Annotated in this window: 28 protein-coding genes and 1 pseudogene; 12 read left to right on the top strand and 17 right to left on the bottom strand. The window is 62.0% G+C overall.

Annotated features, from left to right (window positions below):
* Positions 1-207: 207 nt before the first annotated feature.
* Positions 208-978: a calcium-binding protein gene (locus JO965_RS32970; RefSeq protein WP_203446244.1), complete on the bottom strand. Its 771-nt coding sequence runs from the start codon at positions 976-978 to the stop codon at positions 208-210.
* A gap of 192 nt (positions 979-1,170) precedes the next feature.
* Positions 1,171-1,650 carry a fasciclin domain-containing protein gene (locus tag JO965_RS32965; protein WP_203446243.1) on the bottom strand — a complete coding sequence of 160 codons (480 nt, stop codon included), beginning with the start codon at positions 1,648-1,650 and terminating at the stop codon, positions 1,171-1,173.
* Positions 1,651-1,898: 248 nt separating this feature from the next.
* Between JO965_RS32965 and JO965_RS32960 the strand changes: the two genes are divergently transcribed.
* The 3 genes and pseudogenes from JO965_RS32960 (at position 1,899) to JO965_RS32950 (ending at position 4,537) form a co-directional block, all read left to right on the top strand.
* Positions 1,899-3,092 carry a PAS domain-containing sensor histidine kinase gene (locus tag JO965_RS32960; protein ID WP_203446242.1) on the top strand — a complete coding sequence of 398 codons (1,194 nt, stop codon included), beginning with the start codon at positions 1,899-1,901 and terminating at the stop codon, positions 3,090-3,092.
* A gap of 9 nt (positions 3,093-3,101) precedes the next feature.
* Complete coding sequence (locus JO965_RS32955) at positions 3,102-3,749, top strand: response regulator transcription factor (RefSeq protein ID WP_203446241.1); 648 nt, start codon at positions 3,102-3,104, stop codon at positions 3,747-3,749.
* A gap of 29 nt (positions 3,750-3,778) precedes the next feature.
* A pseudogene (locus JO965_RS32950) lies at positions 3,779-4,537 on the top strand (SDR family NAD(P)-dependent oxidoreductase).
* A 179-nt stretch (positions 4,538-4,716) separates the two neighbouring features.
* Here JO965_RS32950 and JO965_RS48400 read toward each other — a convergent pair.
* The 10 genes from JO965_RS48400 to JO965_RS32900 all read right to left on the bottom strand — a co-directional run bounded on the left by JO965_RS48400 (position 4,717) and on the right by JO965_RS32900 (position 10,535).
* Positions 4,717-5,277 carry a hypothetical protein gene (locus JO965_RS48400; RefSeq protein WP_246777159.1) on the bottom strand — a complete coding sequence of 187 codons (561 nt, stop codon included), beginning with the start codon at positions 5,275-5,277 and terminating at the stop codon, positions 4,717-4,719.
* Between the two features lie 163 nt (positions 5,278-5,440).
* On the bottom strand, positions 5,441-6,034 hold the full coding sequence (locus JO965_RS32940) for an Hsp20/alpha crystallin family protein (RefSeq protein ID WP_203446240.1): 594 nt from the start codon (positions 6,032-6,034) through the stop codon (positions 5,441-5,443).
* 282 nt (positions 6,035-6,316) lie between these two features.
* Positions 6,317-6,613, bottom strand: coding sequence for an I78 family peptidase inhibitor (locus tag JO965_RS32935; protein WP_203446239.1), 297 nt, complete (start codon positions 6,611-6,613; stop codon positions 6,317-6,319).
* 20 nt (positions 6,614-6,633) lie between these two features.
* The gene (locus tag JO965_RS32930; RefSeq protein ID WP_246777158.1) at positions 6,634-7,443 is read right to left on the bottom strand and encodes a sigma-70 family RNA polymerase sigma factor; all 810 of its coding nucleotides are present in this window, start codon (positions 7,441-7,443) and stop codon (positions 6,634-6,636) included.
* Positions 7,444-7,477: 34 nt separating this feature from the next.
* Entirely contained in the window at positions 7,478-7,939 is a 462-nt protein-coding gene (locus JO965_RS32925) for a YbhB/YbcL family Raf kinase inhibitor-like protein (RefSeq protein WP_203446238.1), read from the bottom strand.
* Positions 7,940-7,957: 18 nt separating this feature from the next.
* Positions 7,958-8,449 carry a ferritin-like domain-containing protein gene (locus JO965_RS32920; RefSeq protein WP_203446237.1) on the bottom strand — a complete coding sequence of 164 codons (492 nt, stop codon included), beginning with the start codon at positions 8,447-8,449 and terminating at the stop codon, positions 7,958-7,960.
* Entirely contained in the window at positions 8,446-9,123 is a 678-nt protein-coding gene (locus tag JO965_RS32915; RefSeq protein ID WP_203446236.1) for a phosphoribosyltransferase, read from the bottom strand. The genes JO965_RS32920 and JO965_RS32915 overlap by 4 nt, the downstream gene beginning before the upstream one ends.
* Before the next feature lie 2 nt (positions 9,124-9,125).
* Positions 9,126-9,803 (bottom strand): dienelactone hydrolase family protein, encoded by a 678-nt coding sequence (locus JO965_RS32910; protein WP_203446235.1) that lies wholly within the window; start codon positions 9,801-9,803, stop codon positions 9,126-9,128.
* A 40-nt stretch (positions 9,804-9,843) separates the two neighbouring features.
* Positions 9,844-10,290: a CBS domain-containing protein gene (locus JO965_RS32905; RefSeq protein WP_203446234.1), complete on the bottom strand. Its 447-nt coding sequence runs from the start codon at positions 10,288-10,290 to the stop codon at positions 9,844-9,846.
* Positions 10,287-10,535, bottom strand: coding sequence for a hypothetical protein (locus JO965_RS32900; RefSeq protein WP_203446233.1), 249 nt, complete (start codon positions 10,533-10,535; stop codon positions 10,287-10,289). The genes JO965_RS32905 and JO965_RS32900 overlap by 4 nt, the downstream gene beginning before the upstream one ends.
* A gap of 375 nt (positions 10,536-10,910) precedes the next feature.
* Here JO965_RS32900 and JO965_RS32895 point away from each other — a divergent pair, with 375 nt between their 5' ends.
* The 3 genes from JO965_RS32895 to JO965_RS49010 all read left to right on the top strand — a co-directional run bounded on the left by JO965_RS32895 (position 10,911) and on the right by JO965_RS49010 (position 11,751).
* Positions 10,911-11,120 (top strand): hypothetical protein, encoded by a 210-nt coding sequence (locus JO965_RS32895; RefSeq protein WP_203446232.1) that lies wholly within the window; start codon positions 10,911-10,913, stop codon positions 11,118-11,120.
* A gap of 95 nt (positions 11,121-11,215) precedes the next feature.
* On the top strand, positions 11,216-11,539 hold the full coding sequence (locus JO965_RS32890; RefSeq protein WP_246777157.1) for a DNA-binding protein: 324 nt from the start codon (positions 11,216-11,218) through the stop codon (positions 11,537-11,539).
* A gap of 83 nt (positions 11,540-11,622) precedes the next feature.
* Complete coding sequence (locus JO965_RS49010) at positions 11,623-11,751, top strand: hypothetical protein (protein ID WP_256451937.1); 129 nt, start codon at positions 11,623-11,625, stop codon at positions 11,749-11,751.
* A 149-nt stretch (positions 11,752-11,900) separates the two neighbouring features.
* Here the strand turns inward: JO965_RS49010 and JO965_RS32885 are convergent, their stop codons facing one another.
* Entirely contained in the window at positions 11,901-12,602 is a 702-nt protein-coding gene (locus tag JO965_RS32885) for an IS6 family transposase (protein ID WP_203446231.1), read from the bottom strand.
* A 476-nt stretch (positions 12,603-13,078) separates the two neighbouring features.
* Here JO965_RS32885 and JO965_RS32880 point away from each other — a divergent pair, with 476 nt between their 5' ends.
* On the top strand, positions 13,079-13,765 hold the full coding sequence (locus JO965_RS32880; protein WP_203446230.1) for a calcium-binding protein: 687 nt from the start codon (positions 13,079-13,081) through the stop codon (positions 13,763-13,765).
* Positions 13,766-14,193: 428 nt separating this feature from the next.
* Positions 14,194-14,364, top strand: a complete 171-nt coding sequence (locus JO965_RS32875; RefSeq protein ID WP_203446229.1) for a hypothetical protein — start codon at positions 14,194-14,196, stop codon at positions 14,362-14,364.
* 276 nt (positions 14,365-14,640) lie between these two features.
* Here the strand turns inward: JO965_RS32875 and JO965_RS32870 are convergent, their stop codons facing one another.
* The 3 genes from JO965_RS32870 to JO965_RS32860 form a co-directional block, all read right to left on the bottom strand.
* A complete protein-coding gene (locus tag JO965_RS32870) occupies positions 14,641-16,203 on the bottom strand; it encodes an AMP-binding protein (RefSeq protein WP_203446228.1) in 1,563 nt (520 codons plus the stop codon).
* A gap of 75 nt (positions 16,204-16,278) precedes the next feature.
* On the bottom strand, positions 16,279-17,115 hold the full coding sequence (locus JO965_RS32865) for a p-hydroxycinnamoyl CoA hydratase/lyase (protein WP_203446227.1): 837 nt from the start codon (positions 17,113-17,115) through the stop codon (positions 16,279-16,281).
* A gap of 46 nt (positions 17,116-17,161) precedes the next feature.
* A complete protein-coding gene (locus tag JO965_RS32860) occupies positions 17,162-18,628 on the bottom strand; it encodes an aldehyde dehydrogenase (RefSeq protein WP_203446226.1) in 1,467 nt (488 codons plus the stop codon).
* A gap of 179 nt (positions 18,629-18,807) precedes the next feature.
* On the opposite strand from JO965_RS32860, the gene JO965_RS32855 reads away from it, so the two are divergent.
* From JO965_RS32855 to JO965_RS32845, 3 genes are all read left to right on the top strand, one after another.
* Entirely contained in the window at positions 18,808-19,308 is a 501-nt protein-coding gene (locus JO965_RS32855) for a MarR family winged helix-turn-helix transcriptional regulator (RefSeq protein WP_203446225.1), read from the top strand.
* A 381-nt stretch (positions 19,309-19,689) separates the two neighbouring features.
* Positions 19,690-20,898, top strand: a complete 1,209-nt coding sequence (locus tag JO965_RS32850; protein ID WP_203446224.1) for an ABC transporter substrate-binding protein — start codon at positions 19,690-19,692, stop codon at positions 20,896-20,898.
* Positions 20,899-20,989: 91 nt separating this feature from the next.
* Positions 20,990-22,015, top strand: coding sequence for an IS110 family transposase (locus JO965_RS32845; protein WP_203445607.1), 1,026 nt, complete (start codon positions 20,990-20,992; stop codon positions 22,013-22,015).
* 478 nt (positions 22,016-22,493) lie between these two features.
* Here the strand turns inward: JO965_RS32845 and JO965_RS32840 are convergent, their stop codons facing one another.
* A complete protein-coding gene (locus tag JO965_RS32840) occupies positions 22,494-23,537 on the bottom strand; it encodes an IS110 family transposase (protein WP_203439317.1) in 1,044 nt (347 codons plus the stop codon).
* A gap of 523 nt (positions 23,538-24,060) precedes the next feature.
* Between JO965_RS32840 and JO965_RS32835 the strand changes: the two genes are divergently transcribed.
* Entirely contained in the window at positions 24,061-25,296 is a 1,236-nt protein-coding gene (locus tag JO965_RS32835; protein WP_371826980.1) for an efflux RND transporter periplasmic adaptor subunit, read from the top strand.
* Positions 25,297-25,318 lie beyond the last annotated feature (22 nt).

Raw genomic sequence — 25,318 nt, 5'->3', positions numbered from 1 at the left:
ACTCCCAGCGCCTGAGAGGTCTTGTTCCAAATTTGTCCTGTTTGACGCGGTTTATTGCACAAACCTTGCGCGCTCCCCTTATGAGGATCTGCCCCGCCAACGGGAAACCGATTTTTAGGGTGGGACCGTGGCCACAGTACTGATCGGATCGTTGTCGTGGTTGAACAGACGCGGGTGAGAAACCCGCGTCCAAAGGCAAGCATCGGCTCAGGCGACAGCGGCGAGAAGCTGATCCTTCATCACGCCAAGAGCAATGATCGTGTCGCCCTCGTTGGTCGTGACGGTGGTCGCATCGACCAGAACCTGCCCCTGCTCGTTCGGCGGGAACTGCGAGAGGAACCGGGCGACCTCGCGGAAAGCCTGTTCGCCCAGGAACGTCTGGGACAGGCGCTGCCCCACCTCGGGGACACCGAGCCCCTCCGCCTCAAAGGCGGCGAGCACAGGCACGAGGTCGACCTTTCCTTCCGCGATGCTTGCGATATTGGCGACGATCTCCGGGGCAATATCGAGCCTGTCATGACCATTCCCGAAATCGAGTGCGATCACGGTATCCTGCGCATTGTTGCCGACGATCTCCCGGCCGATGAAAAAGGTATCGTTCCCAACTCCACCAAAGTGGATGCCAAGACCCTCCCCCGTATCGGTCAGATCGTTGCCTCGATTGCCGAGTGCATAGTCCGCGCCCTTGCCGGCGCGGATCACGTCATCGCCGAAATTCCCCCACAGGGAGTCAGTGCCCTCGCCGCCCAGGAGGCGGTCCCGGCCGAAGCCGCCATTCACCACGGCATCGTCGCCAATCGTCCGGACAACATCCTTGCCAAAGCCAAGATCGACCGTCACATCGTCGGCCCGCACCCGAACGGTGTCGCGGCCGAAGCCTGTGAACACAACGCTGCCGTCCGCGTCGACGGTGACCCTGTCGTTTCCGAAGGACCCGAAGGGCCGGTAGTCCCATCCGAAGTCATCATGATAAGACATTGCTAAACTCCTTAAGCAGCGAGTAGCAGTCGCCTAAGGGCGGAGAGCCCTTGGCTCTGGCGCGGCGGCGCTACAGCAGCCTTGATTCAAGCGCCGCACGTCACGAATGCATGAGATCGATCATGGCCGCAGGATCATAGGGCCGCGAGAACGCCAATAGCGGTGCGCCGCCATCCGTGAGAGCGGCAAGCCTCAGGACCTCGGCATGATCACGCGGTCGATGACGTGAATGACGCCGTTCGATGCGTTCACGTCAGCTTGCGTGACAGTGGCATCATTGACCTTGACGGCGTTGCCGCTGGCATCGATCCGCACGGCGGTGCCTTCGACAGTCTGAGCGTTTGTCGTTTTGCCCTTGAGATCACCAGATTTAACATTCCCGGCGACCACATGATAGGTCAGCACCTTCTGAAGCTGAGCCTTGTTTTCCGGCTTCAGGAGGTTTTCCACCGTCCCGGCTGGGAGCTTCTTGAAGGCCTCGTCAGTAGGCGCAAAGACCGTGTACGGCCCTTTGCCCTTGAGCGTGCTAACGAGGTCGGCGGCTTGCAACGCGGCCGTGAGGGTCTTGAAGTTGCCGTTCGTCACAGCCGTTTCGACGATGTCTGCTGCCGCAGCCGGAGATGCCACGGCAAGCATGGCCAGCACGGCGCAGACGCTATACTTCGCAGTCATTGCTCTCTCCTCTTCCTGATCGTTGTGCCCTTGAGGTCCACCAACATCAGCCTTGATTGGTATGCCCGGGTCACGACCGATTATTCATCGGGACTTTCCTGAGGAGACCCGGAAAATCACCGTAGACGGTGCACTTTCCCTTGTGCCGGTGGGAAATGACAGCAAGGATCGACATCGCTTCTCGCCGCCGAACTGCAGCCAAGCTTAAGGCTCGTATGGACCGTCCCAGACCAAGCCGGGTTTCATTGATGGAGTATCAGTCCGCCAGAAAGCGCCGCAGCACGACAGGGACGTTACACGCTCGCCGGCTGCCGACCCTGATCGCGCCTGGCGTCGAGGCGGAGGCTTTGCTGCGTTCGACCCTGGACGCCCTATCGGCTCATATTGCCGTGCTGGACGAGACAGGGACGATCATCGCAGTGAACCGAGCCTGGCGCACCTTTGCGCACGCCTCTGGCTATGCCGATGAGAACCATGGCGTCGGCATCAACTACCTCGCCGTCTGCGAGGGAGCTGCGCCCCTGTCAAAGGAGGCTGCGAGGACTGCGCAGGCGCTGCGGGAGATCATGGCAGGCGCCTGCTCTGAGTTCCGGATGGAGTATCCCTGCCGCAGTCCGCAGGGACCGCGCTGGTTCCAGATCCGGGTGACCCGCCCAGATCAGGCGCAGATATGCCGGATCGTGATCGCGCATGAAGACATCACCGAGGTCAAACGCACGCAGCAGGAACTGGCCCGATTGAGCGGCCGTCTTATGCATCTGCAGGACGAGGAGCGACGTGCTATTGCGCGCGAGCTGCACGACACGACGGCTCAGAACCTTCTCGCCATCACGTTGAATGCCTCCCGCCTACATGGCCAGCTCTGCGATGCGGGTGAGCCTGTCCACCGCATTCTCAAGGAGACTCTCGAACTGGCTGAGCAGAGCCTTCAGGAGGTCCGCACGCTGTCCTATCTGCTCCACCCTCCGCTCCTCGATGATGTTGGGCTCACTGCGGCCTTGAGCTGGCTCGCGAGAGGGTTTTCAGAGCGAAGCGGCATTCGGGTCGATATCAGTATCGAGAATAGCGGTGAGCCATTGCCTCGGCCTATTGCAACTGCCCTCTACCGGGTCGCCCAGGAGGCCCTGTCGAACGTTCACCGCCACTCCGGCAGCAAGCAGGCGCGGCTCGCGCTGTCCCGAAAGGATGACATTGTCCGACTCGACATCGTCGATGGCGGCATTGGGTTCAAAGCCCTCCCGCATGCGAACGGAGATGATGCTCAGTTGATAGGAGTCGGGATCTCCGGGATGCGCTTGCGTCTGGAGCAACTCGGCGGCCAACTTGAGATCCATTCGAGCCCTTTGGGCACTCGCGTGAGCGCCAGCTTTACCATCGGCTCCTGCTATGCGGATGGGTGCCCGCCGAACGATCTGTCTAAGATGCCTTCCAGTGAGCTCTGAGGACTTACCATGCTACGCATTCTTCTCGCTGACGACCATGACATCGTCCGGCGCGGGCTCAAGGATCTCCTGGAACAGCACGTGGGGTGGCAGGTCTGCGCCGAGGCCTCTAATGGACGAGATGCCGTCGACCTCGCCTTGCAGCATCGGCCCCATGTCGCGGTCATCGACCTGTCCATGCCGGAACTCAATGGCCTGGAAGCGACCCGCCGCATTCGCCAAAGCCAGCCGGAAACCGAGGTTTTGATCTTCACGATGCACGAGAGTGAGGAACTGATCCGCGAGGTGCTGGGAGCTGGCGCCCGCGGCTACCTGCTCAAGTCCGATGCGGTCCGGCAGCTGATCCCGGCAGTGGAAAGCCTGTCGCAAAAAAGACCCTTCTTTGCCGGGCGGGTGTCTGAAGTAGTTCTGGATGGCTTCCTTAAAGGTGGACCAGCGATGCCCGCTCGTCCCGTGGCCGAGCGACTGACTTCGCGCGAACGCGAGGTCATTCAACTTCTGGCCGAAGGCAGAAGTAACAAGCAGATTGCACGTCTTCTGGATCTCAGCGTCAAGACCGTGGAGACGCATCGCACCGCCGCGATGCGCAAACTGGAACTCAGTTCGTTGCCTGACCTGGTCCGGTACGCGATCCGGGCGCAGATCATCCAACCCTAACCTGCTGGCGCAACAGGTTGGTGCATCCCATGCTTCCACCTTCGCCATCTTCACGGTTGCGCAGTCTCGAACGACCGGTTCAAGCAGTTGTTATCGGGGCTTCCGGCGGCATTGGATCCGCCGTCACAGGCCTTCTTGCCTCGGAAGAGTTCGAGGCCGTTCATGCATTATCCCGCTCCGGAGCCGATCGGAGCTTGGCCGGCGTACGGGTGGGTCGGATCGATATCGAGGACGAGGTACGCTTCGCCGCGGCAGCCGAGCAGCTTGCTGACGGCGCCCCGCTGCGCTTCATCCTGGTGGCGACAGGGCTCCTTCATGACGCGACGCTCCAGCCTGAGAAGACTTATCGCGCTCTCGATCCGTAGCAGCTTGCCCAGAGCTTCCGGATCAATGCCATTGGCCCGGCGCTTGTGGCCAAGCATCTGCTGCCGCTTATGCCGAAAGCAGGCAAGAGCATCTTTGCGGTCCTGTCTGCGCGGGTTGGCAGCATCGAGGACAACCATCTTGGAGGCTGGTATGGCTATCGCGCTTCGAAGGCCGCCCTCAACCAGTTGCTGCGAACCTTCGCAATCGAACTCAATCGTCAGAAGCCGGAAGCCGTGTGTGTCGTTCTTCACCCTGGAACCGTTGACACAGCTCTCAGCCGTCCGTTCCAGAGCGGGAGCGAGAACAGGAAGGTGTTCTCGCCCATCTCTGCTGCCGAGAAGATTCTTGCTGTCGTGGATGGTCCAACTGCGGCACAGTCAGGTCGGTTCTTTGCCTGGGGCGGGCAGGCAATTCCCTTTTGAGAGGGAGCGTAAGCCCGCCCACTGCGGGAATGTCACGATAACCCTCAATCAGGACTTCGACTACGCCCTCATCCATCACGGGCGACAAATTAGCCTGTTTTGCGCGGCTGATCCTGGCATCGTCAGTCGAGCCGGTGTATTGTGTCAAGCGAACCGAAGAATTGACCCCTCCTGTTGCCTCACCGGAGAATGTTACCGGGCGTTGTGATGGAGCGGGCGATCTCGCCCTCCGCGGCTGAAGGATAGGCGTGCACCCGCTTGATCCAGTCCCCGTCGAGTATGATCCGCCCCATCACGTCAGCCCGCCAAACCTTCACGAGCCTTTGCACCATCCGCAGGCTCCTCGTCCGGAAGCGCGCCGGATCGGCATCCATGAGACGCTGCAGCACCGTCGCCGCCGGGATCGCGGGCTCGGCCTCAAGCCACGCCTTGATCTGGGCCTCATACGGCTCAAACATGCTCGGCCGCTTCGGATATGGCTTGGTACGCCGATACGGCCGTCGATGCGTCGGTCGCGTCTCGCCGGCCTGCCAGGCCGTCTTCAGGCTCGCCGCAAAGCGCTGAAGGTCAATGGCGACCGGTTCCTCAGGCGTGCTGTTCAGGTCACGACGATCAACCCGTTTCCCAAGCTCTTCCTGGGCCACGCGGATACCAGTAAATAGCGTGACGGGATCCGATGCTCCTAACAGGTCCCGTAGCCGCTCTTTGTCTGCCTCGCTCACACCGGGATGAGCCAGCATGTCAATCAGATGTCGTCCGGGAAAAATCGCTGTCGTCCCAAGATCCGAATATGTCAACCGTGAACAGCAGGCCTACGGCGTTGGGTCTCTCGACCTTCTCCTGCTCAGGGAACTGCCGCGGGACGTAGCCCGTGCGTCAGGGAATGGCGCAAGGGCGACTGACTCATCCGGATCTCGTGTCGCTCGACTGGTCCGAGATACCGGCCTTTGCTCGATCCTCGTCTTCAGGGCTGGTGCCGCCGGAGGGGCCCTGTCCGGCTGCACCGCGACCCTGAACCTGGATGCGGCGTGAGCGCTCCTGTCGCCCGGTCTTGGGCACCGTCACGGTGAGCACTCCATTCTCGAAGCTGGCCTGAATCTGCTCAGGTTCTACCGGGTAGGGTAGCCGCAGCGAGCGTTGGAACGTGCCGTAGGAGCGCTCGACGAAGTGGAAGTTCTCCTTCTCGTCCGTGCGCTCGAACTTCTTCTCGCCGCGGATGGTAAGCACATCATCATCGAGGCTGACGTCGATGTCCTGCTCGGTCACGCCCGGCAGTTCCGCTGTGATGCGGATTTCCTTGTCCGTCTCCGACACGTTCATGCTGGCGTTGACGACACTGCCGACGCTCTGGCCCTGACCACCAGCCGTGGGCAGGCCAGGACCGCGAAGAACGTCGTCGAAGAGACGATTCATCTCGCGGTGAAGCGAGAGGAAGGGATCGCTACCGGCCAGCAGACCAAAGCCGGAGCGGGAGGGGGTCATGGGATTGCGGGCCATTGTGCGTTCCTCCTCGTTCAACTTGCGAGCCTCGGCGGAGGTGGGTCCGCCGGAAGGGCAACACAACTCGGATTGGATGGTATCAGAGCCAAAGCACTCGACCATCGAAACCAATTATATTCCGGCACCGATCTGTCCGGAATCGCGATTGGACCAACAATGGAGAGCAGAAGCATTGGGTTTGCTTGGGCCCGACAGTCCTCCTCCGTTTTCTTCAAGTCAGTGGGGATGAGCATTCCGGTGATCCGGCCAACCGCAGTAATCGCCGCTGGCGATAGAGCCTTATCCGCAATGAAGGCCTGTCACGATGCCGGCGCGGTCCACCTCGATGTTCAGCCGGTCGGCGTTGAGATCGGTCGTGTAGGCGCCCCCCGGCTCGACCTTTTGGACCTCGCGAGCCCCGGCTGTCCGGCGGGCCCTCTCGGCCAGCTCAGGCGAGTACGGTTGCCCGATGACGGCCTCGGCCTCACCTGCCGCACACGCCTGTCGGTCCGGAGCCGGTTGGGTGAGCCCTCCGGCCGGGATCAGGGCGAGAGCGGTCAGCAGGACCGCCAAGAACCGGATTACACGCGAGCTCATGCGATGCCTCCGCTCCCAGATCAACCGAGGTGATGCAAGCTCTCTGCGCCTCGGCGTTCCGCCCGCTCTGGGTGCGAGAACCGCGTGCCGATGGCGTCTTCCGGTCCCAGACCAAGGTTGTCCGCGAGCTGGTGGCGGGCCCGGTTGACCCGGCTCTTGACGGTGCCAACCGTCACGTGCTGACGGGCGGCGATTTCCTCATAGCTCAGGCCCTCCGCGCTGATCAGCAGGAGGACCTCGCGCTGCCACGGAGGCAGTTTCGACAAAGCCTGCGAGAGATCCTGCAGCTCCAGCCTGGACAGCTGATCCGGGAGCGCAATCAGGTGTGCCGCATAGGCGCCCTCGATGTCCTCCACCTCCCGCCGCCGTTTCCGGTGCTCGGTGTAGAATTCGTTCTTCAGAATCGTGAACAGCCAGGCCTGGAGGCAGGTGCCTTGCTCAAACCGGTTGCGCCGGTCACAGGCCTTCAGGAGCGTGCTCTGCACCAGGTCCTCGGCGCGGTCCACATCATGGGTGAGCGAGATCGCAAAGGCACGCAGATGACGGATGGAGTTCAGGAGGTCCTGGACGAAGCCTGGATCATGCGGATCGTGGGGGATCCGAATGGAACTCTCCAGGCGTGCGATCAGCCTGATGAGATCCGGAGGCAGATCGGAGGTGATGAAGTCGGAATAGATGCCACGCAACTGCTGTCCCAGATGCTCGCGGACCGCATCGCCGAGAACAATAGGATTGGGTGGTCTAAATTCAGCGCCAGCCATAAAGAAAACATGTCGTCCGATCACTGCGGCATCAACCTGCCAGGCTGTGACAAGCTTACGCAGTCCCACATGACCTGCTTAACAACCTGGCTCCTCATCAGTCTTACCGCTCGTAGACGCCAACCACCTCCGCCTCGGCAATGATGTGGGGCAGCGCCTTCGCCCAAACGTCCTCGGCCTTCGCCGGCGCCGGCATGTCGAGCCTTGGCACATCAAGGGCGGCCAGCCGGAAATGGTAGTGATGCGGCCCATGCCCCTTCGGCGGCTGGGGACCGTCATAGCGGGCGTTCCGGAACCCGTTCACACCCTCTCCCGCCCCGCGGAGTCCTTGGGCGGACGCTCCCTCCGGCAGGCCGGCTTCGCCGGCCGGGATGTTGTACATCGCCCAATGCCGGAACGTGCCTGACGGCGCGTCGGGGTCCTCGACAAGCAACACGAAGCTCTTGGTTTCGGGCGGCGCATCCCGCCACTCTAGCGGCGGCGAGCGGTTCTCGCCGTCGCGGGTGTACCGGGTCGGGATGACCTCGCCGTTCCGGAAGGCCGGACTGGTGATGGTAAGCGACATGGCTCCTCTCCTTCAGCGTCAGGTTGCGGCATCCGGATTGATCGTGCACTTGGCGAGCAGGCTCAGCCGCTCGTCCGTGCGTTTCTCCTCCTCCAGGATGGCCAGCAGCGCCTGCACATCCTCGTCCAGCCCGAGCTGCTTGGCCCAAGTGGCGAGCGAGCCGTACACCGCGATCTCGTAGTGCTCGACCCGCTGCGCCGAGGCGATGATGCCGGCATCGCGCAGATCCCGGTCCTGCACCATGCTGGCCCACTTCTCGGCTTCCTGCAGCATCGCCTGCATGGCCTGGTCGATGTGCTTGCGCGGCTCGGCGTTGTGCCGGCGCAGGATCTCCTCCACGCGGGATTGCTGGGCGCGGGTCTCCTCCAGGTGGGTTTGGATCCCCTGCTTGAGTTCCGGATGGCCGGCCACATCGGCCATCTTCGGCAGGGCTTCAACGAGCTGCTCCTCGATGCCGCGGATTTCTTGGAACTCGGCCATGTACAGGTCACGAAGACCGGTGACGGTCATGGCACATCCTCCCTGGTCCAGCGTTGGGCCTCGTCCAGAAGCGTGGTCACCTCCCGGTCCGAAGTCTGGCGGAAGTCATCGTAGTGTTCGCCGACGGCGTAGAACTGCTCCGGCGTCCTCAGGCAGACCACCTCGTCGGCTTCGCTCGCGAGGCGCGCGAGGGTGTCCTGGGGCGCGACCGGCACGGCCAGGATGAGACGGGCCGGCCGAGCGCGGGACAGGCCTTTCAGGGCTGCCCGCACGGTGCTGCCCGTGGCGATGCCGTCATCGACCACAATGGCAACCCGGCCCGCCACGTCGATCGGGCGCCGGCCCGCGAGATAGTGCTCGCGCCGTCGCTCGATCTCCTTCAGCTGCCGTTGGGTTTCGTCTTCGATGTAGCCCGGCGGCACTTTGACGTGGCCAAGGGCTTCCTCATTGAGCACGACCTGGGGATGGGCGCCGTCGACCACCGCACCCAGGCCGAATTCGGCGTGGCCGGGAGCCCCGATCTTGCGTACGAAGATGAGGTCGAGCGGCGCCCGCAAGGCCCGAGCGACCTCGAACGCCACTGGTACGCCGCCGCGAGGCAAGGCCAAGATTACAGGGTTCTGATCCGCATAGGCCGTCAGACGCGGAACAAGTTGGCGTCCAGCCTCGGCTCGGTCCCGGAAGCTCAGATCATCCGGCTGCATGTTCAATCTCTCTGGTCCAGGCGCGGGACGAACCAATCGCGCGCCAAGGTCACCACCTGATCGAGCGTGCCGGGCTCCTCGAACAGGTGCCCGGCCCCGGGCACAACCGCCAGGCGCTTCTCGCAGGTCAGATGGGTCAGCGCCTCCTCGTTCAGCTCGATCACCGCATGATCGTCTCCGCCAACGATCAGGAGCGTGGGCGCCCGGACGCGCGGGAGCGCGACACCCGCCAGATCCGGGCGGCCGCCGCGGGACACGACGGCAGCGATCCGGTGTCGTGTCAGGGTCTCTGCCATCAGAGCCGCGGCTGCGCCCATGCTGGCGCCGAAGTAGCCGACGGGCACGTCCGGCAGTTCCTGAGAGCACACCCAATCCGTGGCCAACGCCAGCCGCGCGGCGAGCAAGCTGATGTCGAAGACGTTAGTGCGGTTGTCCGCCTCCTCCGGTTGGAGCAGGTCGAACAGCAGCGTGCCGAGTCCGCTCCGTTGCAGCCGTTCGGCCACTAGGCGGTTGCGCGGGCTCAGGCGGCTGCTGCCGCTGCCGTGGGCGAACAGCACGATACCCTGCCCGGCAGCCGGATGCACCAGCGTTCCCGGAAGGCCAAGCGGCGCAATCGAGACCTCAACCTGAGGCTGTTCGTGTCGCTGGCCCAGCGGCGCGTTGAGGTTCCCGCCTGCCATGGCAAGTCTCCGGGCTATGCCGATCTCGCTGTATCAAGACTCAGTGCCGGGGACCGCCGGTTTGGCTGTGCTGACCGCCCGGCTGCGAAATGCCGGCTACGGCTTCGCCCGCCCGGCCAGAGCCATCTGACACCGCCATGTCGCCGAGCGAGATGATGCCGACCAAGCGCTTGTCGCGGGTGAGCACCGGCAGCCGGCGGACTTGGATGTCGGCCATGTTGCGGGCGACATCGTTGGTGTCGTCGTCCTCGTAGCAGTACTTCGCGTCCTGCGTCATCACCTCGCGGACAGGGGTGTCGGGCCCCTTGCCTTCGGCGACGGCCCGGACCGCGATATCCCGGTCGGTGATCAGGCCGACCAGCCGATCACCCTCACGGATGGGCATGATGCCGGCATCCATCTCGGCCATCAGCTTCGCCGCATCGCGGATGGTCTGGGTCGGTTCGATCAGCTGAACGTCCCGTGTCATGACTTCACTGACTTTCATGGCTTCCTCCTCTTGAGTGCCTTCTGGGGGATCGGGCCCCAGAGATAGCAGCCATTCTCCACGATCCCGAATGCGACGACGGCTTGGTCGAGGTCCAGCGTCCAGGGTTCATCCGGAGCGATCTGCTCCTCCAGGGTCCAGGGCCCGTCCGAGGCGGGGAGCATGGCACCATCCGGATCGCCGGTGATGCCGCGCAGGTCAGGGGCCGTCGCCGAGTGGAACACGTAATACGTGGTTCGTCTCATGAGCGCCTCCCTTTCACCGGGATGGACCGCCTCTGGGCCTTGACTCATGATCGGGAAGATAACGCGATCATCGGTCCTTCAGGTCCGGTCCCGAAGATCAAGAAGACAATCCCAAGCGGCCCATGCGGGATGATCGGCGGGCTCTCCGCACTTGACCGGTGTTGCAACCGCTTGAACCCGGTTCATCCCTCCTCGAGTTGGGCTTGACCTTGCAGGAGTGGCTTGTCACGGCCATGTAGGTGTTAGGCCAGTTGCGATCCCATATCTGATCGGACGCCACCACAAGCCAAGAGGACGACGCTGAGTGAGGTGTCCGTCCGGCCGTGGCGATTGCTTGATGTTCAGGTCCTTGCTGTGCAGCCTCGTCGTCGACCCATGACCCGTCCTGAGATTACGAAGCCATCGCCGCGCTATCAAACCCCGCTCCTGGAAGCCCGCGCGTTCCAATGCCGCTTCATTGTCTCCGAGGACATGCGGGAGGCCGTATGCTGTGGCGCCCCGACGAGCGGAACATCGAGCTGGTGCGAGTGGCACCGGCAGCTGGTCTATGTCAGGCCGCACGGGCAGGAGCGCAAGGCGGCCTGAGCCTTTACGCTGCCGTCCTATCCTGTCGTCTCCAGTTCCGACGCGCCACATGATCTTCACCTGGGCGCATGGCTTGGGTATGTAGGATTGGGCGCTTGAGCCAGAGGCATGTCGCGATGCACGAAACACCCATCACCCCCGCGCAGCTGCGCGCCGGACGGGCGCTCCTCGGCTTGTCTCAGGCCGAACTGGCCGGGTGCTCGTGCCTGTCTCTCCACACGATCAAGCAGGCTGAAGCCGAGGGGGAGGCGCATGCCTCCGAAGCTGCCCTGGCCGCCATCCGGGTTGCTCTCGAGGATCAAGGCGTGATCTTCCTCGATGCTGATGGTGGTGCAGGACCCGGCGTTCGTCTGCGCCGCTCCGGGGCGCCCGACGAGGGCCTGCGCCCGGATCAGCTCACAAGCGAGAACGACGTCTAACCCAGCAGCGGCCGCCAATCGCAGCCCCTGTCGGAAGCCCTACAAGCATGTCACTTTGAGCGGTGTGATGCTGGGAAGTCCTCATGGCCTACCGTGTCCGGTGGCAACTGGTCGGACGATCCGGACAACCGCTGGATAGCGGTTGCGTCGGTGAAGGCTTCTGCGCCTATGGCGATGCAGTAGCGACAGTGGTCGAGTTCCTGCGCCCCTAACCGGAGGTAAGCCGCTGCCCGACGGAAAGCTACTGGCTGGCACGCCGGTCGTGCAGGCGAACGTATGGGTTGTTCTCGAGAGTTGTCGCAAGGCGTTGTCACATCAACTGACGTCGAGCGCATAAGGCCAACGCGTTCATCTGACAGGTTCACGCAACAACGCCGGCTGCAGACTTCCACGCCGCCATGGCTTTGAGGCGACGCAGATGGGTGGCAAGAGCAGAGCGACGAGAGCGGGGTGGTACGAAGAGGTTGCGGACAGCCGAGAACACGCTGACGAACCGCTGCAGGCTTCCTGGTGATCGGAAGCCGTGCATCGCCCGTTCTCGTCGGCGCAAGGGCAGATGCGAATTCTCCGCTCGATTATTGAGCCCTTTGTGCGAGCGGTGTTCGACCGCCGGCATGATCTGACGCCGGGCCGCGATGTAGGAGCCCAGTTTATCGGTGATCATCCGTCGGGGTGAACACCCTTGCTTCTTCAACAGGCGCTTCAGCAAACGCTTGGCTGCCTTGGTATCGCGACGTGTCTGAACGATTTCGTCGAGCACGTAGCCATCCTGATCCACCGCCCGCCACAGCCAATGCGTCTCGCCAGCGATCGTGACGACCACCTCGTCCAAGTGCCAGATGTCGCGGCGACTCGGCGACTTGCGTTTGATGCGGCGAGCGTAATCTGGCCCAAACTTCAGAGCCCACCGCCGGACCGTCTCGTAAGAGACGATAATGCCGCGCTCGAGCAACATCTCCTCGATCAGGCGAAGGCTCAGCGGGAATCGAAAGCAGAGCCAAACGGCGTGGGCGATGATCTCACGTGGAAAGCGATGGCGTTTGTAGCAGACGGGCGTGGTCATGCCAGTCGATCTACACGCTCGGCCCTCACATCTGGGTTAACGTGACACCCCCCGCCCCTCAGCACCGTCTGAACGGGCGACCGGACTTGACTGATTTAGGAACCTGGGACCCATTCCGATTATGATGACAACCCGTTGATCTGCAATGATTTAGCCTAATCACATAGAATAACACAAGCAATTCATATCGAAATTCGTTCAATTATGCATGGACTGTTCCTGAAGTATTTCGGTATTTTTTACGGCGAGTTTGCGGACATTAGAAAGCAATATTAAGAAGTACTTTGAGATGGTTTACACTGATCCGAATCTCTTCTATCCAGAATTCGCTGGCTGACACGAAAAGCAGTGAACATCGCATCCAGCTCCACAAGCACGCGCTCAGAGCGCTCTCACTGTTCAATCCGTTTGATCCTCACGAGCTGGCGCATCGGCACGCGCCCGCTCGCCGGGCAGACACAACACAGGAGAATGACATGGCAACAATCGGCGGTAGCGAGAACATCGATCACTTGCAGGGCGCCTCCGGGGCAGACGCTATCTTCGGCCATGGCGGAGACGATCTGATCTTCGGCCGAAGCGGCGACGACGATCTGTACGGCGAGGACGGTGCAGACCTGCTCGATGGCGGCGCCGGGGAGGACTGGCTCTCTGGTGGTGCGGGTGGCGACAACCTGCTCGGCGGTTCCGGAGTCGATCACCTGCTCGGCGACGATGGGGACGATGATCTCGACGGCGGCGCTGGCACTGACATCGTGCTCGGAGGGGTCGGCAACGACGCGCTTGACGGCGGTGCTGGCGCTGACCTGCTGCAGGGCGGCGCGGGCGACGACATCCTGCGCAGCGGCTCCGGAGCCGATCTCATTGAAGGCGGAGCGGGTGACGACCTTCTCGTCGGCGGCGCGGGTGGCGACACGTTCGTCTTCACCGGCGGCGGCGGCAATGATGTCGTGCTGGATTTCAAGCCGGGCCAGGATCTGCTGCAGATCTCCAAAGGGATCAACGGCACCGATATCGCGACGGCCGACGATCTTGCTGACCGCGTCCAGCAGGTCGGCAGCAATACCGTTGTCGACCTTGGGAATGGCGACACGATTACCCTCGTGAACGTCAATGCTGAGGAGGTGAACAGCAACCCGGGCGATTATTTCTCGATCCACTAATGGCCTCAGGCCGTCACGGCTCTCGGCCGTGACGGCCATCCCGCGTCGAAGGCTGCTGACCTCATGGGCGAGGCGGCCTGATGCAAACGCTCGAGGTGTTGCGGCAGGGAGACGTCGCGGAGCCAATTCGAGCCTCTATGACCTGAGTTAAGCAACCCGCCCCGATGCTGCGACGCGGATCATTCCTTCTCACTCCTGGGGCACCGCGCTCCGCACCTCGTGAAGAATGGTCCGCAGCTTGTGACGGGTCGATCGCCCCCTCGTTGGCCCTGTCACAGCAAGGCCCCGGATGACCTTAGCCATATCGGGCATCCGGGGCCTTCGCCGTACTTTTACTTCAATGAGATCGGCTTTCGCTGGTCGCAGCGGATCCTCACGGGCCCAGCGCCGAGCCGCACCGGTAAGGGACGTCAGGTAACGACGACGCTGTGGGCACGTGTCCCACCACCCCTGGAACTCTCGCCGTGTTCCGCGTCGCCATTGGGCGCGGGGTGCGCCAACCGAAGGCCGGCGGGATCGACCTCGTCTCGAAAGGAGCTGTCTTTGGTGACAATGCCGGCGCGGGTTATCGCACAAACCTTGTGCCGCCCAATACCTGAACAATCACTGCGAGGCCTCCCACCACCCCACCCGATGGGGCACCGTCAGTGTATCTAAAGGTGAGTGCCTGACTAGAGGATATAGCCGGCTCGTCGCGGAGACGAGAACGCGTGATTGAACCCAAACTCACACTGAATGCGGCCGCTAAATTGAAATGTCTGGCGGCCGGCAAAGCGGGATCAGGACATTCTAACTTTGCGGCTACAGGCGAATTTCGTTGAACATTTTTTATGGAACCTGAATCGGAATGTGAGTGCCGTTGTCAGATGAGGTAGCTAGTCTACCCGCTGACCTTCCTTGTACTTCGCTCGCAGAACGTGCTTCTGAAGTTTGCCGGAGGCGGTTCTCGGCAACTCGTCGGTAATCACGACGCGCTTCGGGATCTTGTAGCGAGCCAGGCGTGTGTCGCAGTGAGCAAAAACATCGGCGTCGGCGAGCGCAATCCCTGATCGGGGAACGATATAAGCGCAGCCGACCTCGCCCCATTGATCGTCCGGAATGCCAATCACGCAGGCTTCAGCCACAGCATCCATCTCCAGAATGGCGGCCTCCACCTCAGCCGGATAAACATTCTCTCCGCCCGAGATGAACATGTCCTTCTTGCGATCGACGATGTAATAGAAGCCGTCGGCATCGCGTCGAGCCGCATCCCCTGTTCGAAACCAGCCCCCGGCGAAATCCCCCGATGCGGGAGGCTGATTCCAATACCCGGGCGACACGTTCGGCCCACGCACCCAAATCTCGCCAACCTCACCGTCCGGAACATCGTTGCCATTGTCGTCAACCAGCCGGACCCTGACGGCAGCCGGTGGCAGACCTGCCGATCCTGCCTTAGCCGATATGCGCTGCAAGTTGCCCAAGGGCATGCCGAGAATGGTGCCACCCTCGCTGCTGCCGTAGCCATCGACCATGGGAATGCCTTCGGCCAGAAAGCGACGGATGAGCGCTGGAGGATTGGGAGCCCCTCCGGTGCCGAAGGCAACCAGACGCGACAAGTCTGCTTGTTCAAACGCAGGTTGGGAACGCAGGACTTGAGCCATCTGAGGCACGCACATGTAATGCGTGACCCCCAACGCAGGGTCGGATAGCCGTGCAAGCGTGAGAGCCGGGTCAAATCCTGGAGAGATCAGCAGCGTGCCCCCCTGCAACAGGGTGGAGCGCGAGATCGTCAGGATCCCAATCACATGGAACAGCGGCATATCGCAGAGGAAGACGCAGGTGTGATCCATGCGTTTCTCAAGGGCGAAGTTGAACGCGGTGAAGAATGCGTTCCGCTCGGTCAGGAGAGCGCCTTTCGGGCGTCCTGAGGTGCCGGACGTGTAGATGATCGTCGAAGGTGTATCTGCGTCACGGGGCGCAAATACCCGGCGGCCGGGAACAGCCTCCTGCTCAGCTCTCGCCTCTGCCGCCTTGATCTGACGCAGAGAGGGAATTTCCGCGCCTAATGCAGCAGATGTCTCGTCGAAGTCGGCACTGAACAGAAGCAGTGAGGGAGCGGCATCGTTAAGAAGCCAAATGAGTTCAGGGACAGCAAGGCGCCAGTTCAAAGGCACGAAGACCATCCCTGACCGTACACAGGCCAGATGCGTGATGAGCATGTCGACGCTGTTGCGGCTCAGATAGGCGATCCGTTGCCCCGGCTCCTCGTCGACGCAGCTGACCAGCCATTCGGCGCATTGGTCGATGCGGCGGTTCAACTCGGAATAGGTCAAGCGCTCCCCAGACGCGAGATCCACACACGCGAGTTTTCCCGGTTGCGCCGTCGCTTGGTATGCGACGGCATCGGGGGCTTCCCACTGGACGCCGGCACCGTTCCTGCTTGGATTGGTCTTCGGCACGCCTCTCCTCCCTCACTCCGATCTTCTGCCGGATTGATTCTGTTGCCTGCGGGTCACGGCTGAGCGATCAGCCGCTCAATCACGCTCGTACGCTCCCAGTCCAGGACGATAGGTCTTGTCATCGATGAACTGCTTGATGCCCCTTTTACGTCCTTCGGTCTTGTCGAGGTAGTTCAGGGATTCCTGGCGCACGACAAGGTAATCCTCCGCAGCATCGAACGGCATCTCAACCACGCGCCGGAAAGCGTCCTTGGCGGCCTTCAGGGTGGCTGGGTTCTTCTGCATCAGATTGTCAGCCAGAGCCCGCACCCGAGAGCGCAGCTGATCACTGGGGACAGAGAAGTTGACGATCTTCATCTCAGCCGCCTTGCGGCCATCGAAGGTCTCGCCGGTCATAATGTAGTACATCGCGTCGCGCTGGCTCATCAAATCGGCCAGAACCTTTGTCACGTTGCCGCCGGGAATGATGCCCCAGTTGATCTCCGATACACCGAACTGCGCCTCGTCCGCGGCGATCGCCAGATCACAGGCAAACAGGGGCGAGAAGGCGCCGCCGAAGCACCAGCCATTCACCATGGCGATCGTCGGCTTCTCGAACCAGCGCAGCCTGCGCCACCAGCCATAGGAGTCCCGTTGCGCGCGGCGCACTGCGATGTGCCCCTTGGCTTCAGTCTCGCGGAAGTATTCCTTCAAGTCCATGCCGGCCGAGAAGGACTCCCCTGCCCCGGTCAGAACCAGGACCTTGCAGTCATCATTCGCTTCCAGGTCATCCAGGACCCGATGCATGCGAGCATTCAAGGTCGGGTTCATGGCATTGCGCTTGTCCGGCCGGTTCAGCGTGACCCAGGCCACGCCGTTCTCGAATTCGACCTTGACCACCTCTTCGCCAGCAGACTGGGATTGCGTGCTCATTGTGGGCTTCCTGGTTATTGTAATCGTTTCATCGAGGCGCTGAGTGTCAGATCGGGAACTGACCCGGGAGAGTTTCGACAGTGATCCAGCGAAGTTCAGTGAAGGCGTCGATGCCGGCCTTGCCGCCAAAGCGGCCGTAGCCGCTGGCCTTCACACCGCCGAACGGCATCTGCGCCTCGTCATGAACGGTCGCCCCGTTGATGTGGCAGATCCCCGACTTGATGCGCTTGGCGACGCGCAATCCCCGGGTGATGTCCTTGGTGAACACAGCGGCCGAGAGGCCATATTCGGTGTCATTGGCGACACGGATCGCCTCCTCTTCGCCGTTGACGCGCACAACAGTCACGACGGGTCCGAAAGACTCTTCGCCGTAGATCCGCATCTTGGGGATCACATGGTCGAGGATCGCTGCGGGCATCAGCGTTCCAACGCGTTGACCCGCCTGATGCAAGGTTGCCCCCTGGTCGACGGCATCGTCAACGAGCGCCTGGATGCAGGACGCGGCGCCCGGATCGACGATGGAGCCCAGCGGGGTCTTTCCCTCCCTAGGATCGCCCGCGACCAGCACGGTGCCCTTGGCCGAGAACTTGGCAATGAATTCATCGGCCACCGCGTTGTCGACGACGATGCGCTCGGTCGACATGCAGATCTGCCCCTGGTTGAAGAAGGCCCCGAAGGCCGCCGCCTTGACGGCTTCGTCAAGATCGGCATCGTCTAGGACGAGAAGCGGGGCCTTGCCGCCGAGTTCGAGCAGAACCGGCTTCAGGTGAGCCGCCGCCCGTTGCGCGATGATACGGCCAACGCGGGTGGACCCGGTGAAGTTAATCCGGGCCACTGCCGGGTGATCGATCAACGCATTGACGATCTCACTGGCTTGGTCAGGCGCATTGCTGATGACATTCACCACGCCCTTCGGAAAACCGGCATCGGCAAAAGCCTGAGCGATCAGGGTATGCGTGCGCGGGCACAGTTCGGACGCTTTGAGCACCACGGTGTTGCCGCACGCCAAGGCCGTGGCGATCGCCCGCACGCCGAGGATCACCGGAGCGTTCCAGGGGGCCATACCGAGGATTACGCCGACGGGCTGGCGCACGGCCATGGCCAGACATCCGGGCTTGTCGGATGGGATGATCTCTCCGGAGATCTGGGTCGTCAGCGAGGCGGCCTCGCGGAGCATGGACGAGGCGAGCATCACGTTGAAGCGGGCCCAGCCTTCGGTCGCGCCGGCCTCCGCCGTCATCGAGGCGACGAAGTCGGCGGCACGGCCGGCAAGAGCGTCTGCGGCTTTCAGCAGGAGAGCCCGGCGGGCGTTCGGTCCGGTCTCGGACCAGTCCGGGAAAGCCGCTGCCGCTGAAGCAGCGGCAGCAATCGCATCTTCGACCTGAGCGGCAGCAGCAATGGTCGCGACATCACCCGTGATGGGATTTCTCCGCTCAAAGCGGCGTTGGCTGCCGGATGGTACGGTCTGGCCATTGATGAAGAGGTCGACCGTCGTTCCAGATTGGGTGTCCATGGTTTCCTCCAACGAACGAGCGCTTGGTGTTTGTGTTGTTTGGCGCTGGGCAACGTTATGTGGCATAACAATCCACCCACGTCAAGAATTTAGCTATGATGTATAACAATTATCCTGCTAGATATAAATCTAAGCCGCTGTATAACGATTGAAGCATTCGGTCTTTTGTACGAGATATCATGGCGAAGCCTGCTGAAGTCGAAGTTCCCCCGGCCACGCTGCGGATGTCACTGGTCGAAGATATCCTGGGGTACAATTTGCGTCGTGCCGCTGGTGTCATTCTGCGTGACTTTGCGGAGACGATCGGAGCTTACGACATCCGCCCAACGCAGTATGCCGTGCTATCCCTCATCGCCTTGAACCCAGGCCGGAAGCAGACGGAGGTGGCGGAGGCGCTCGGGATCAAACGAGCGAATTTCGTGCCTCTGTTCGACATCCTTGAGGCTCGCGGCCTTGCGGTTCGTAAGCCGGTTCCCAGCGACCGGCGCTCCTATGCGTTGTATCTGACCGATGCCGGACACGTTCTGGTCCACGAGATGCGGGTCAAGATCGTTGAACATGAAGCAAAGTTCCTGGCTCGAATGACAGATGAAGAGCGCACAACGATGTTGTCCGTGCTCAAGCGCATCTGGGGAGACGCTGGCAATCAGGATGCCTCTTGGGCCGGAGATGAGGCCTGATTGAGCGAGTTAAGCCGTTCAACGTCCCTGGATCCGTACTCCTCTTGATTGAGCCAAGCGCAACAGGCTTCTTTGAGCGCGAGCGGTCGACCTGACGCGCCTGAGCCAGCGCTGTGTGCAGTTCATCGCTCAGAACTTCGACAGGTGTAGAGTAAATATGTCATGGTGTTTCGTTGCGCACCTTGAGGCCCAGGCGAAATTTTGCAATCCCAGGCTTGACGTAAGTTATAAGGCATAACAATAATCCTCCCCAACAAAGTGGGTTGGCCAGACTCCTGATTAAAGCGAACCGTTTCAGTTTGGTGCCCTGGACAACAACAGCGTCTCCAAAGCTGGCAAGAAGCTCCCTTGAAGAGAGCGTAGTGAGGGAAGGAAACGAAGATGAAGCTGGGATATTTCTGTGCGGCCGCTCTGCTGCCATTTGTTTTGTCAGCAATGTCTGCTCGTGCTCAGATCTCGAACGATGCGGTCCGGATCGGTGTTCTCACCGACCTTTCGGGACCGTACTCGGCCAGCACAGGCAAAGGGTCCGTGACGGCTGCCCGCATGGCTGCTGAGGATGCTGGCGGCAAGGTTCTCGGCAAGCCTGTTGAGATTCTCGCCGGCGACCACCAGAACAAGCCGGACGTAGGTTCGACCCTCGCCCGACGCTGGTTCGACCAGGATGGGGTCGATGCCGTTGCCGATATGCCGACCTCGTCCATTGCCTTGGCGGTGCAGAAGCTCGCTATGGACAAGGGCAAGGTCACGCTCATCGCAGCGGGGGCAACGTCAGACCTGACAGGTCCGGCCTGCTCTCCCACCGGTGTGCACTGGGTCTACGACACCTATGCCCTGTCTCAGGTCGTCGCCAAGGCTCTTGTCGCCCAGGGTGGTGACAGCTGGTACTTCGTCACGGCTGATTACGCTCTTGGCCAGGCGTTGGAACGCGATACCGGTGAGTTGGTGACGCACGCTGGCGGAAAAGTCGTGGGCAGCGTGCGTCACCCCCTAGGCACGACTGACTTCACCTCCTTCCTGCTTCAGGCCCAGAGTTCGGGCGCGAAGGTGATCGCGTTTGCCAATGCGGGCGCTGATACGGCCAATGCTATCAAGCAGGCCCAAGAGTTTGGTTTGACCAAGGGGGGACAGAAGCTTGTCGGGCTTCTCACCAACATTGTGGACATGAAGGGTGTTGGGCTGGCTGATGCGCAGGGCATGCTTCTCACGGAAGCCTTTTATTGGGATCGCACACCGGAATCCCGCCAGTTTGCTCAACGCTTCTACGAGCGGGAGAAAGCGATGCCAACCCCAACGCAGGCGGGCATCTACTCGGCGGTGCGCCACTACCTGAAAGCTATCGAACGGGCCGGTACCGACGAGGGCAAGGCCGTCGTGCCGGCCATGCGGGCGGAGCCGATCTCCGACTTCTTCGCTGAGAAGGGCACGCTGCGTGAGGACGGGCGCATGGTGCACGACATGTACCTGTTCCAGGTCAAAAATCCGCAGGAGTCGAAGGGAGACTGGGACCTCTACAAGCTCGTCAGCACCTTGCCTGGCGATGAGGTCTTCAGACCGCTCAAGGACGGTAACTGCCCGTTCATCAAGTGAACTCCGGCCCGACGCCTTGATGGTGTGGACGCCCCCAACGGCCTCAGTGTGCCACAGTGGAGGTGTTGAACACCACTTAAGGGAGGCGTCCATGGGAGAGGTTAGCATGATTGGCTTGGATCTGGCGAAGAGCGTGTTCCAAGTGCACGGTGCCGATGCATCCGGAGCGGTTCTATTTCGCAAGAAGCTGCGGCGGCATCAGGTTCTTACGTTCTTTGCTGGCCGACCACCCTGCACGGTGGCGATGGAGGCCTGCGGCAGCGCTCACCATTGGGCCCGTGAAATCGGCCGGCTCGGGCATGCGGTCCGGCTGATCCCGCCGGCTTACGTGAAGCCTTTCGTCAAGCGCCAGAAGAACGACGCTGCCGATGCTGAGGCGATCTGCGAGGCGGCCCAGCGCCCGACCATGCGCTTCGTGGCTCCCAAGAGCGAGCAGGCTCAAGCCGCCGCTGTCGTGTTCCGGGCGCGCGATCTCCTGGTGAAGCAGCGAACCCAGATCATCAATGCTTTGAGGGGACATCTGGCCGAGTTCGGCATCGTGGTGCCGAAAGGGCCAGCTCACGCCCCGCACCTCGTGCGGGCTGTCGAGGATATGGCAGAACCGATCCCGGAGCTCGCTCGACCGATCCTTCAGATGCTGGTTGAGGCGCTCCATCGGTTGGACGAGCAGATCACATATCTGGATCGCGAGATTGCCGAGAGGGCTAAGAGAGATGAGACGGCGCGTCGGCTGATGACCATTCCTGGTGTGGGCCCAGTCACTGCGGTGGCATTGGCGGCGCTTGCCCCACCCGCTGAGACCTTCAAGCGCGGACGGGACTTTGCCGCCTGGGTGGGACTCACGCCCCTGCAGCATTCGACCGGCGGCAAGCAGAAGCTCGGCGCCACCTCGAAGATGGGCGAGCGGACGCTGCGGCGCTTGCTGATCCTTGGCGCCAGCGGCGTCTTACGCTGGGCGGCCCGCAACGGAGTTCCGGCAGGGTCGTGGCTTGCACGAATGCTGGCCCGCAAGCCGCCGATGCTGGTGCGGGTGGCCTTGGCCAATAAGATGGCTCGCGTCATCTGGGCCTTGATGGCCAGGGGCGGGATCTACCGAGCTCCGGCCGTGAGCGTATAAGCGCTCGCGTCTGTGGGGCGGTTGGGGCGGAGGAAGGTCGAAGGAGAGAGATGGCGCAACGGTCGATGAAACGGGAGCAGGAAAACCAGTGTGCAACAACGCGCCTTGAGCGCGCCGCCTTGAATTGGACCTGATCCGCGAACTCCATCCGGGCCCGCGGCATGTGAATGGCCGCAGATGAGGCCGTACACATGGCTTATGTGGACGGCCCCCGCCTCGCAAGAAGATTTCGGCATGGTTTGATCGGATCGCTTGCGGTCATATGTCCGGCCTTTCATTGCAGTCACACATGACCGCTGGCCAAGATGGCGTCCGCTCTGTGAGTTCCCAACAGCACCGCGGCCTCGCCAGACCACAGTCATGTGCGGAGTGTCTCACCGTCTGGATCGATCGATCACACCATCTGCTCGCTTCCTTGCAAGGTCCGACACCAGCTCAACACGAGAGCGCTTGAAGGGTTCTCATGTCGGGCTGATCTCTACACAGCGCACGCCGCTGCCGATACTGACGCTGGGGCTTTGTAGCTCTCCCCTGTCACCATCAGCTTCCAGGCAATGCGGGCGATCTTGTTGGCCAGCGCCACGGCAACCAGCTTGGGCGGCTTGCGCTGGAGCAACGCCACCAGCCACGGCGAAGGCGGCGCACTCTGGCCGCGCCGCAACTGCCGGATGACAGCAGTCGCCCCGACCACCAGCACGCTGCGCAGGGCCTCGTCACCGGCCCGCGTGATCACCCCATGCCGCACCTTGCCGGCGGTGGAATGATCCTTCGGGGTCAAGCCAAGCCAGGCGGCAAAGTGGCGGGCCGAGCGAAAGGCCTCGGGTGCAGGCGTCTTCATCACCAACATCGCAGCGCCGATCGGACCCACCCCAGGAATCCTGGCCAAGCGTCGGCTGATCTCATGGGCGCGGTGCCAAGCCATGAGGCGATCTTCAATCTCCTCCAATCGGGCCTGCAGCTGCGCATACTCCGTGGCCTGCATCGCAAACAGCTCCCGGGCGAGAGCCGGCAAGGTCTCCTCGGTTTTGACCCGCTCCAGCAGAGGCTCGATCCGGCACAGCCCCTTAGGGGCAATGAGCCCGAACTCCGCCGCATAGCCGCGGATCACGTTGACCAGCTGGGTGCGCTGCCGGATCAAGCGATCGCGCACGCCCACCAGCATCAAGGCCGCCTGCTGGTCGGCTGTTTTGACCGGCACGAAGCGCATGGTGGGCCGGCTCATCGCCTCGCAGATCGCCTCGGCATCAGCCGCATCGTTCTTGCCACGCTTGACGTACGGCTTGGCCAATTGCGGCGCGATCAGCTTCACCTGGTGCCCTAACGACTGCAGAAGGCGCGCCCAATGGTGCGAGCCCCCACAGGCTTCAAGGGCAACTACGGTGGGCGGAAGCTTGCCAAAGAAGGTGATCAGATCCTGGCGCCGCAGCTTCTTGCGCAGCACCGGCTCCTCGGCGGCATTCACGCCGTGCAGTTGGAAGACGTGCTTTGACGTATCCATTCCGATGCGGATAATCTGGTCCATGGACGGTCTCCTGTGACTGAGATCTGCAACGACCTCATTCTGGCACAGCGATGCCGTAAGGGGGCCGTCCACTCCAACAGCACCCGCCCCGCTCGGCCCAAACGTCAACAACAATCACATTGCCAAACGGGCGCCATCCAGACAGGACAGCGCCGCTCCTAAACCGCGAAACCGATGCCTCTCGGGTGCCATCGTTCATCCTGCGAACGGATTGCAGCCTGAGCCAGCGCGATAGCGCGAGGGCCGGCTCAACCCCGTGGCCTGAGACTCTGGCATACACGAACGCTCCTTGCACAGAAACCGGAAGGGCTCGGGATTGGCCAGAGCGTCTTGTTGCGGCTGGTTTTCCGCTGACCCCGTGAAATCGGCTGGCACGTGCGTCAGCGCACATTGGTGCCGCTGGGTCAGCCTTATGCCATGTTTTTTATACCGTTCGATCTAAAATCTTTGGCATCCCTCTTTCGTAACCTACCAATCGATACTATACCAATCGGTACGGTTTCGACATCACTCAGGCCCTCTGATGGCCCTTCGAATGGATCGCTCGCTCATGACAATCTTCCCCAGGCCTGTTCCACGTACGCCCTCTAGGGTGATAGCACTGCTCCTTGGTGGTGCAGCTCTCTGGTTTGCAATCGGCAGCACGAGTACCCAGGGCAGCGACACGGGACCGGCGCCCTCTGCCACGCCTGCGACTGTGGTCGCCGTAGGCAGACACGAGCTTACGCTATGGCAGGAATTTTCAGGCCGCCTTGAGGCGATCGAGCGCGTCGATCTGCGTCCCCGCGTTCCAGGCGCCATCCAGGCCGTTCATTTCCGAGAAGGATCTTTGGTAAGGCACGGAGATCTTCTCTTCACCATTGATCCCGAACCGTATCGTGCCGAAGTCGAGCGGGCGGAGGCGCAGATCAGCGCGGTCGAGGCAAGGATTGCTTTCGCGCGCAATGAGCTGGATCGCGGCATGAAGCTGACGGCCAACCAGACGATCACACAACGCGACCTTGACACGCGCGAGAACAGCTTACGCGAGGCGGAGGCCAGTCTGCGTGCGGCGCAAGCCGCAGCAACGACCGCTCGCCTCAATCTGTCCTATACCGAGGTGCGCGCGCCGATCTCTGGACGGGTGGGCAAAATCGAGGTTACCGCAGGCAATCTCGTCAATGGTGGATCTGGCGCTCCGGTCCTGACGACGCTCGTCTCGATCAACCCGATCTATGTGAGCTTCGATGCCGATGAGCGCGCGGTCCAGCGGGCTCTCGAGACGCTGCCGGCCGGAGGCGACCGGCGTGAACATCTCGCGCGCATCCCGGTTGAGATGCGCTCCGGACCGGAGGCCGAGGTCGTACGCGGCAAGCTGCAACTCATCGACCATACGGTCAATGGCGCCAGCGGCACGGTCCGCGTGCGGGCGGTATTCGACAACAGCGGTGATCATCTGATGCCAGGCCAGTTCGCCCGCATCCGGCTGGGGCAGGCCAGGACGACCCCTGCGGTGGTCGTGCCCGAGCGGGCCATCGGGGTCGACCAGGACAAGAAGTATGTGCTCGTCGTCGATCCGGCTCACAAGGCGAACTACCGCGAGATCAAGCTCGGTGCAGCCGTCGACGGCGGGCGCATCGTCACCAGCGGCCTGAACGCAGGGGAACGGATTATTGTCGACGGGCTGCAGAAGGTCCGTCCCGGAGCCCTGATCGCGCCGCAGCCCGAGGCATCCGCCGCACTTCAAACACGGAGTTCTTCCGCTTCCGCGGAGAACTGATCGCACGCCACAGGCTTGAGGG

Origin of the sequence: Microvirga sp. VF16, assembly GCF_016864375.1 — a bacterium.
Classification (GTDB): Bacteria; Pseudomonadota; Alphaproteobacteria; order Rhizobiales; family Beijerinckiaceae; genus Microvirga.
Note: the sequence above shows the minus strand (reverse complement) of the source record. Positions and strands in the feature narration are given on the sequence as shown.

Bases quoted from the DNA above. Each gene is read 5' to 3' on its own strand.
- JO965_RS32970 (WP_203446244.1), bottom strand. From the start codon at position 978: ATGTCTTATCATGATGACTTCGGATGGGACTACCGGCCCTTCGGGTCC.
- JO965_RS32965 (WP_203446243.1), bottom strand. From the start codon at position 1,650: ATGACTGCGAAGTATAGCGTCTGCGCCGTGCTGGCCATGCTTGCCGTG.
- JO965_RS32960 (WP_203446242.1), top strand. From the start codon at position 1,899: ATGGAGTATCAGTCCGCCAGAAAGCGCCGCAGCACGACAGGGACGTTA.
- JO965_RS32955 (WP_203446241.1), top strand. From the start codon at position 3,102: ATGCTACGCATTCTTCTCGCTGACGACCATGACATCGTCCGGCGCGGG.
- JO965_RS48400 (WP_246777159.1), bottom strand. From the start codon at position 5,277: ATGCTGGCTCATCCCGGTGTGAGCGAGGCAGACAAAGAGCGGCTACGG.
- JO965_RS32940 (WP_203446240.1), bottom strand. From the start codon at position 6,034: ATGGCCCGCAATCCCATGACCCCCTCCCGCTCCGGCTTTGGTCTGCTG.
- JO965_RS32935 (WP_203446239.1), bottom strand. From the start codon at position 6,613: ATGAGCTCGCGTGTAATCCGGTTCTTGGCGGTCCTGCTGACCGCTCTC.
- JO965_RS32925 (WP_203446238.1), bottom strand. From the start codon at position 7,939: ATGTCGCTTACCATCACCAGTCCGGCCTTCCGGAACGGCGAGGTCATC.
- JO965_RS32920 (WP_203446237.1), bottom strand. From the start codon at position 8,449: ATGACCGTCACCGGTCTTCGTGACCTGTACATGGCCGAGTTCCAAGAA.
- JO965_RS32915 (WP_203446236.1), bottom strand. From the start codon at position 9,123: ATGCAGCCGGATGATCTGAGCTTCCGGGACCGAGCCGAGGCTGGACGC.
- JO965_RS32910 (WP_203446235.1), bottom strand. From the start codon at position 9,803: ATGGCAGGCGGGAACCTCAACGCGCCGCTGGGCCAGCGACACGAACAG.
- JO965_RS32905 (WP_203446234.1), bottom strand. From the start codon at position 10,290: ATGAAAGTCAGTGAAGTCATGACACGGGACGTTCAGCTGATCGAACCG.
- JO965_RS32900 (WP_203446233.1), bottom strand. From the start codon at position 10,535: ATGAGACGAACCACGTATTACGTGTTCCACTCGGCGACGGCCCCTGAC.
- JO965_RS32895 (WP_203446232.1), top strand. From the start codon at position 10,911: ATGACCCGTCCTGAGATTACGAAGCCATCGCCGCGCTATCAAACCCCG.
- JO965_RS49010 (WP_256451937.1), top strand. From the start codon at position 11,623: ATGGCCTACCGTGTCCGGTGGCAACTGGTCGGACGATCCGGACAACCG.
- JO965_RS32885 (WP_203446231.1), bottom strand. From the start codon at position 12,602: ATGACCACGCCCGTCTGCTACAAACGCCATCGCTTTCCACGTGAGATC.
- JO965_RS32880 (WP_203446230.1), top strand. From the start codon at position 13,079: ATGGCAACAATCGGCGGTAGCGAGAACATCGATCACTTGCAGGGCGCC.
- JO965_RS32865 (WP_203446227.1), bottom strand. From the start codon at position 17,115: ATGAGCACGCAATCCCAGTCTGCTGGCGAAGAGGTGGTCAAGGTCGAA.
- JO965_RS32860 (WP_203446226.1), bottom strand. From the start codon at position 18,628: ATGGACACCCAATCTGGAACGACGGTCGACCTCTTCATCAATGGCCAG.
- JO965_RS32855 (WP_203446225.1), top strand. From the start codon at position 18,808: ATGGCGAAGCCTGCTGAAGTCGAAGTTCCCCCGGCCACGCTGCGGATG.
- JO965_RS32850 (WP_203446224.1), top strand. From the start codon at position 19,690: ATGAAGCTGGGATATTTCTGTGCGGCCGCTCTGCTGCCATTTGTTTTG.
- JO965_RS32845 (WP_203445607.1), top strand. From the start codon at position 20,990: ATGGGAGAGGTTAGCATGATTGGCTTGGATCTGGCGAAGAGCGTGTTC.
- JO965_RS32840 (WP_203439317.1), bottom strand. From the start codon at position 23,537: ATGGACCAGATTATCCGCATCGGAATGGATACGTCAAAGCACGTCTTC.
- JO965_RS32835 (WP_371826980.1), top strand. From the start codon at position 24,061: ATGGCCCTTCGAATGGATCGCTCGCTCATGACAATCTTCCCCAGGCCT.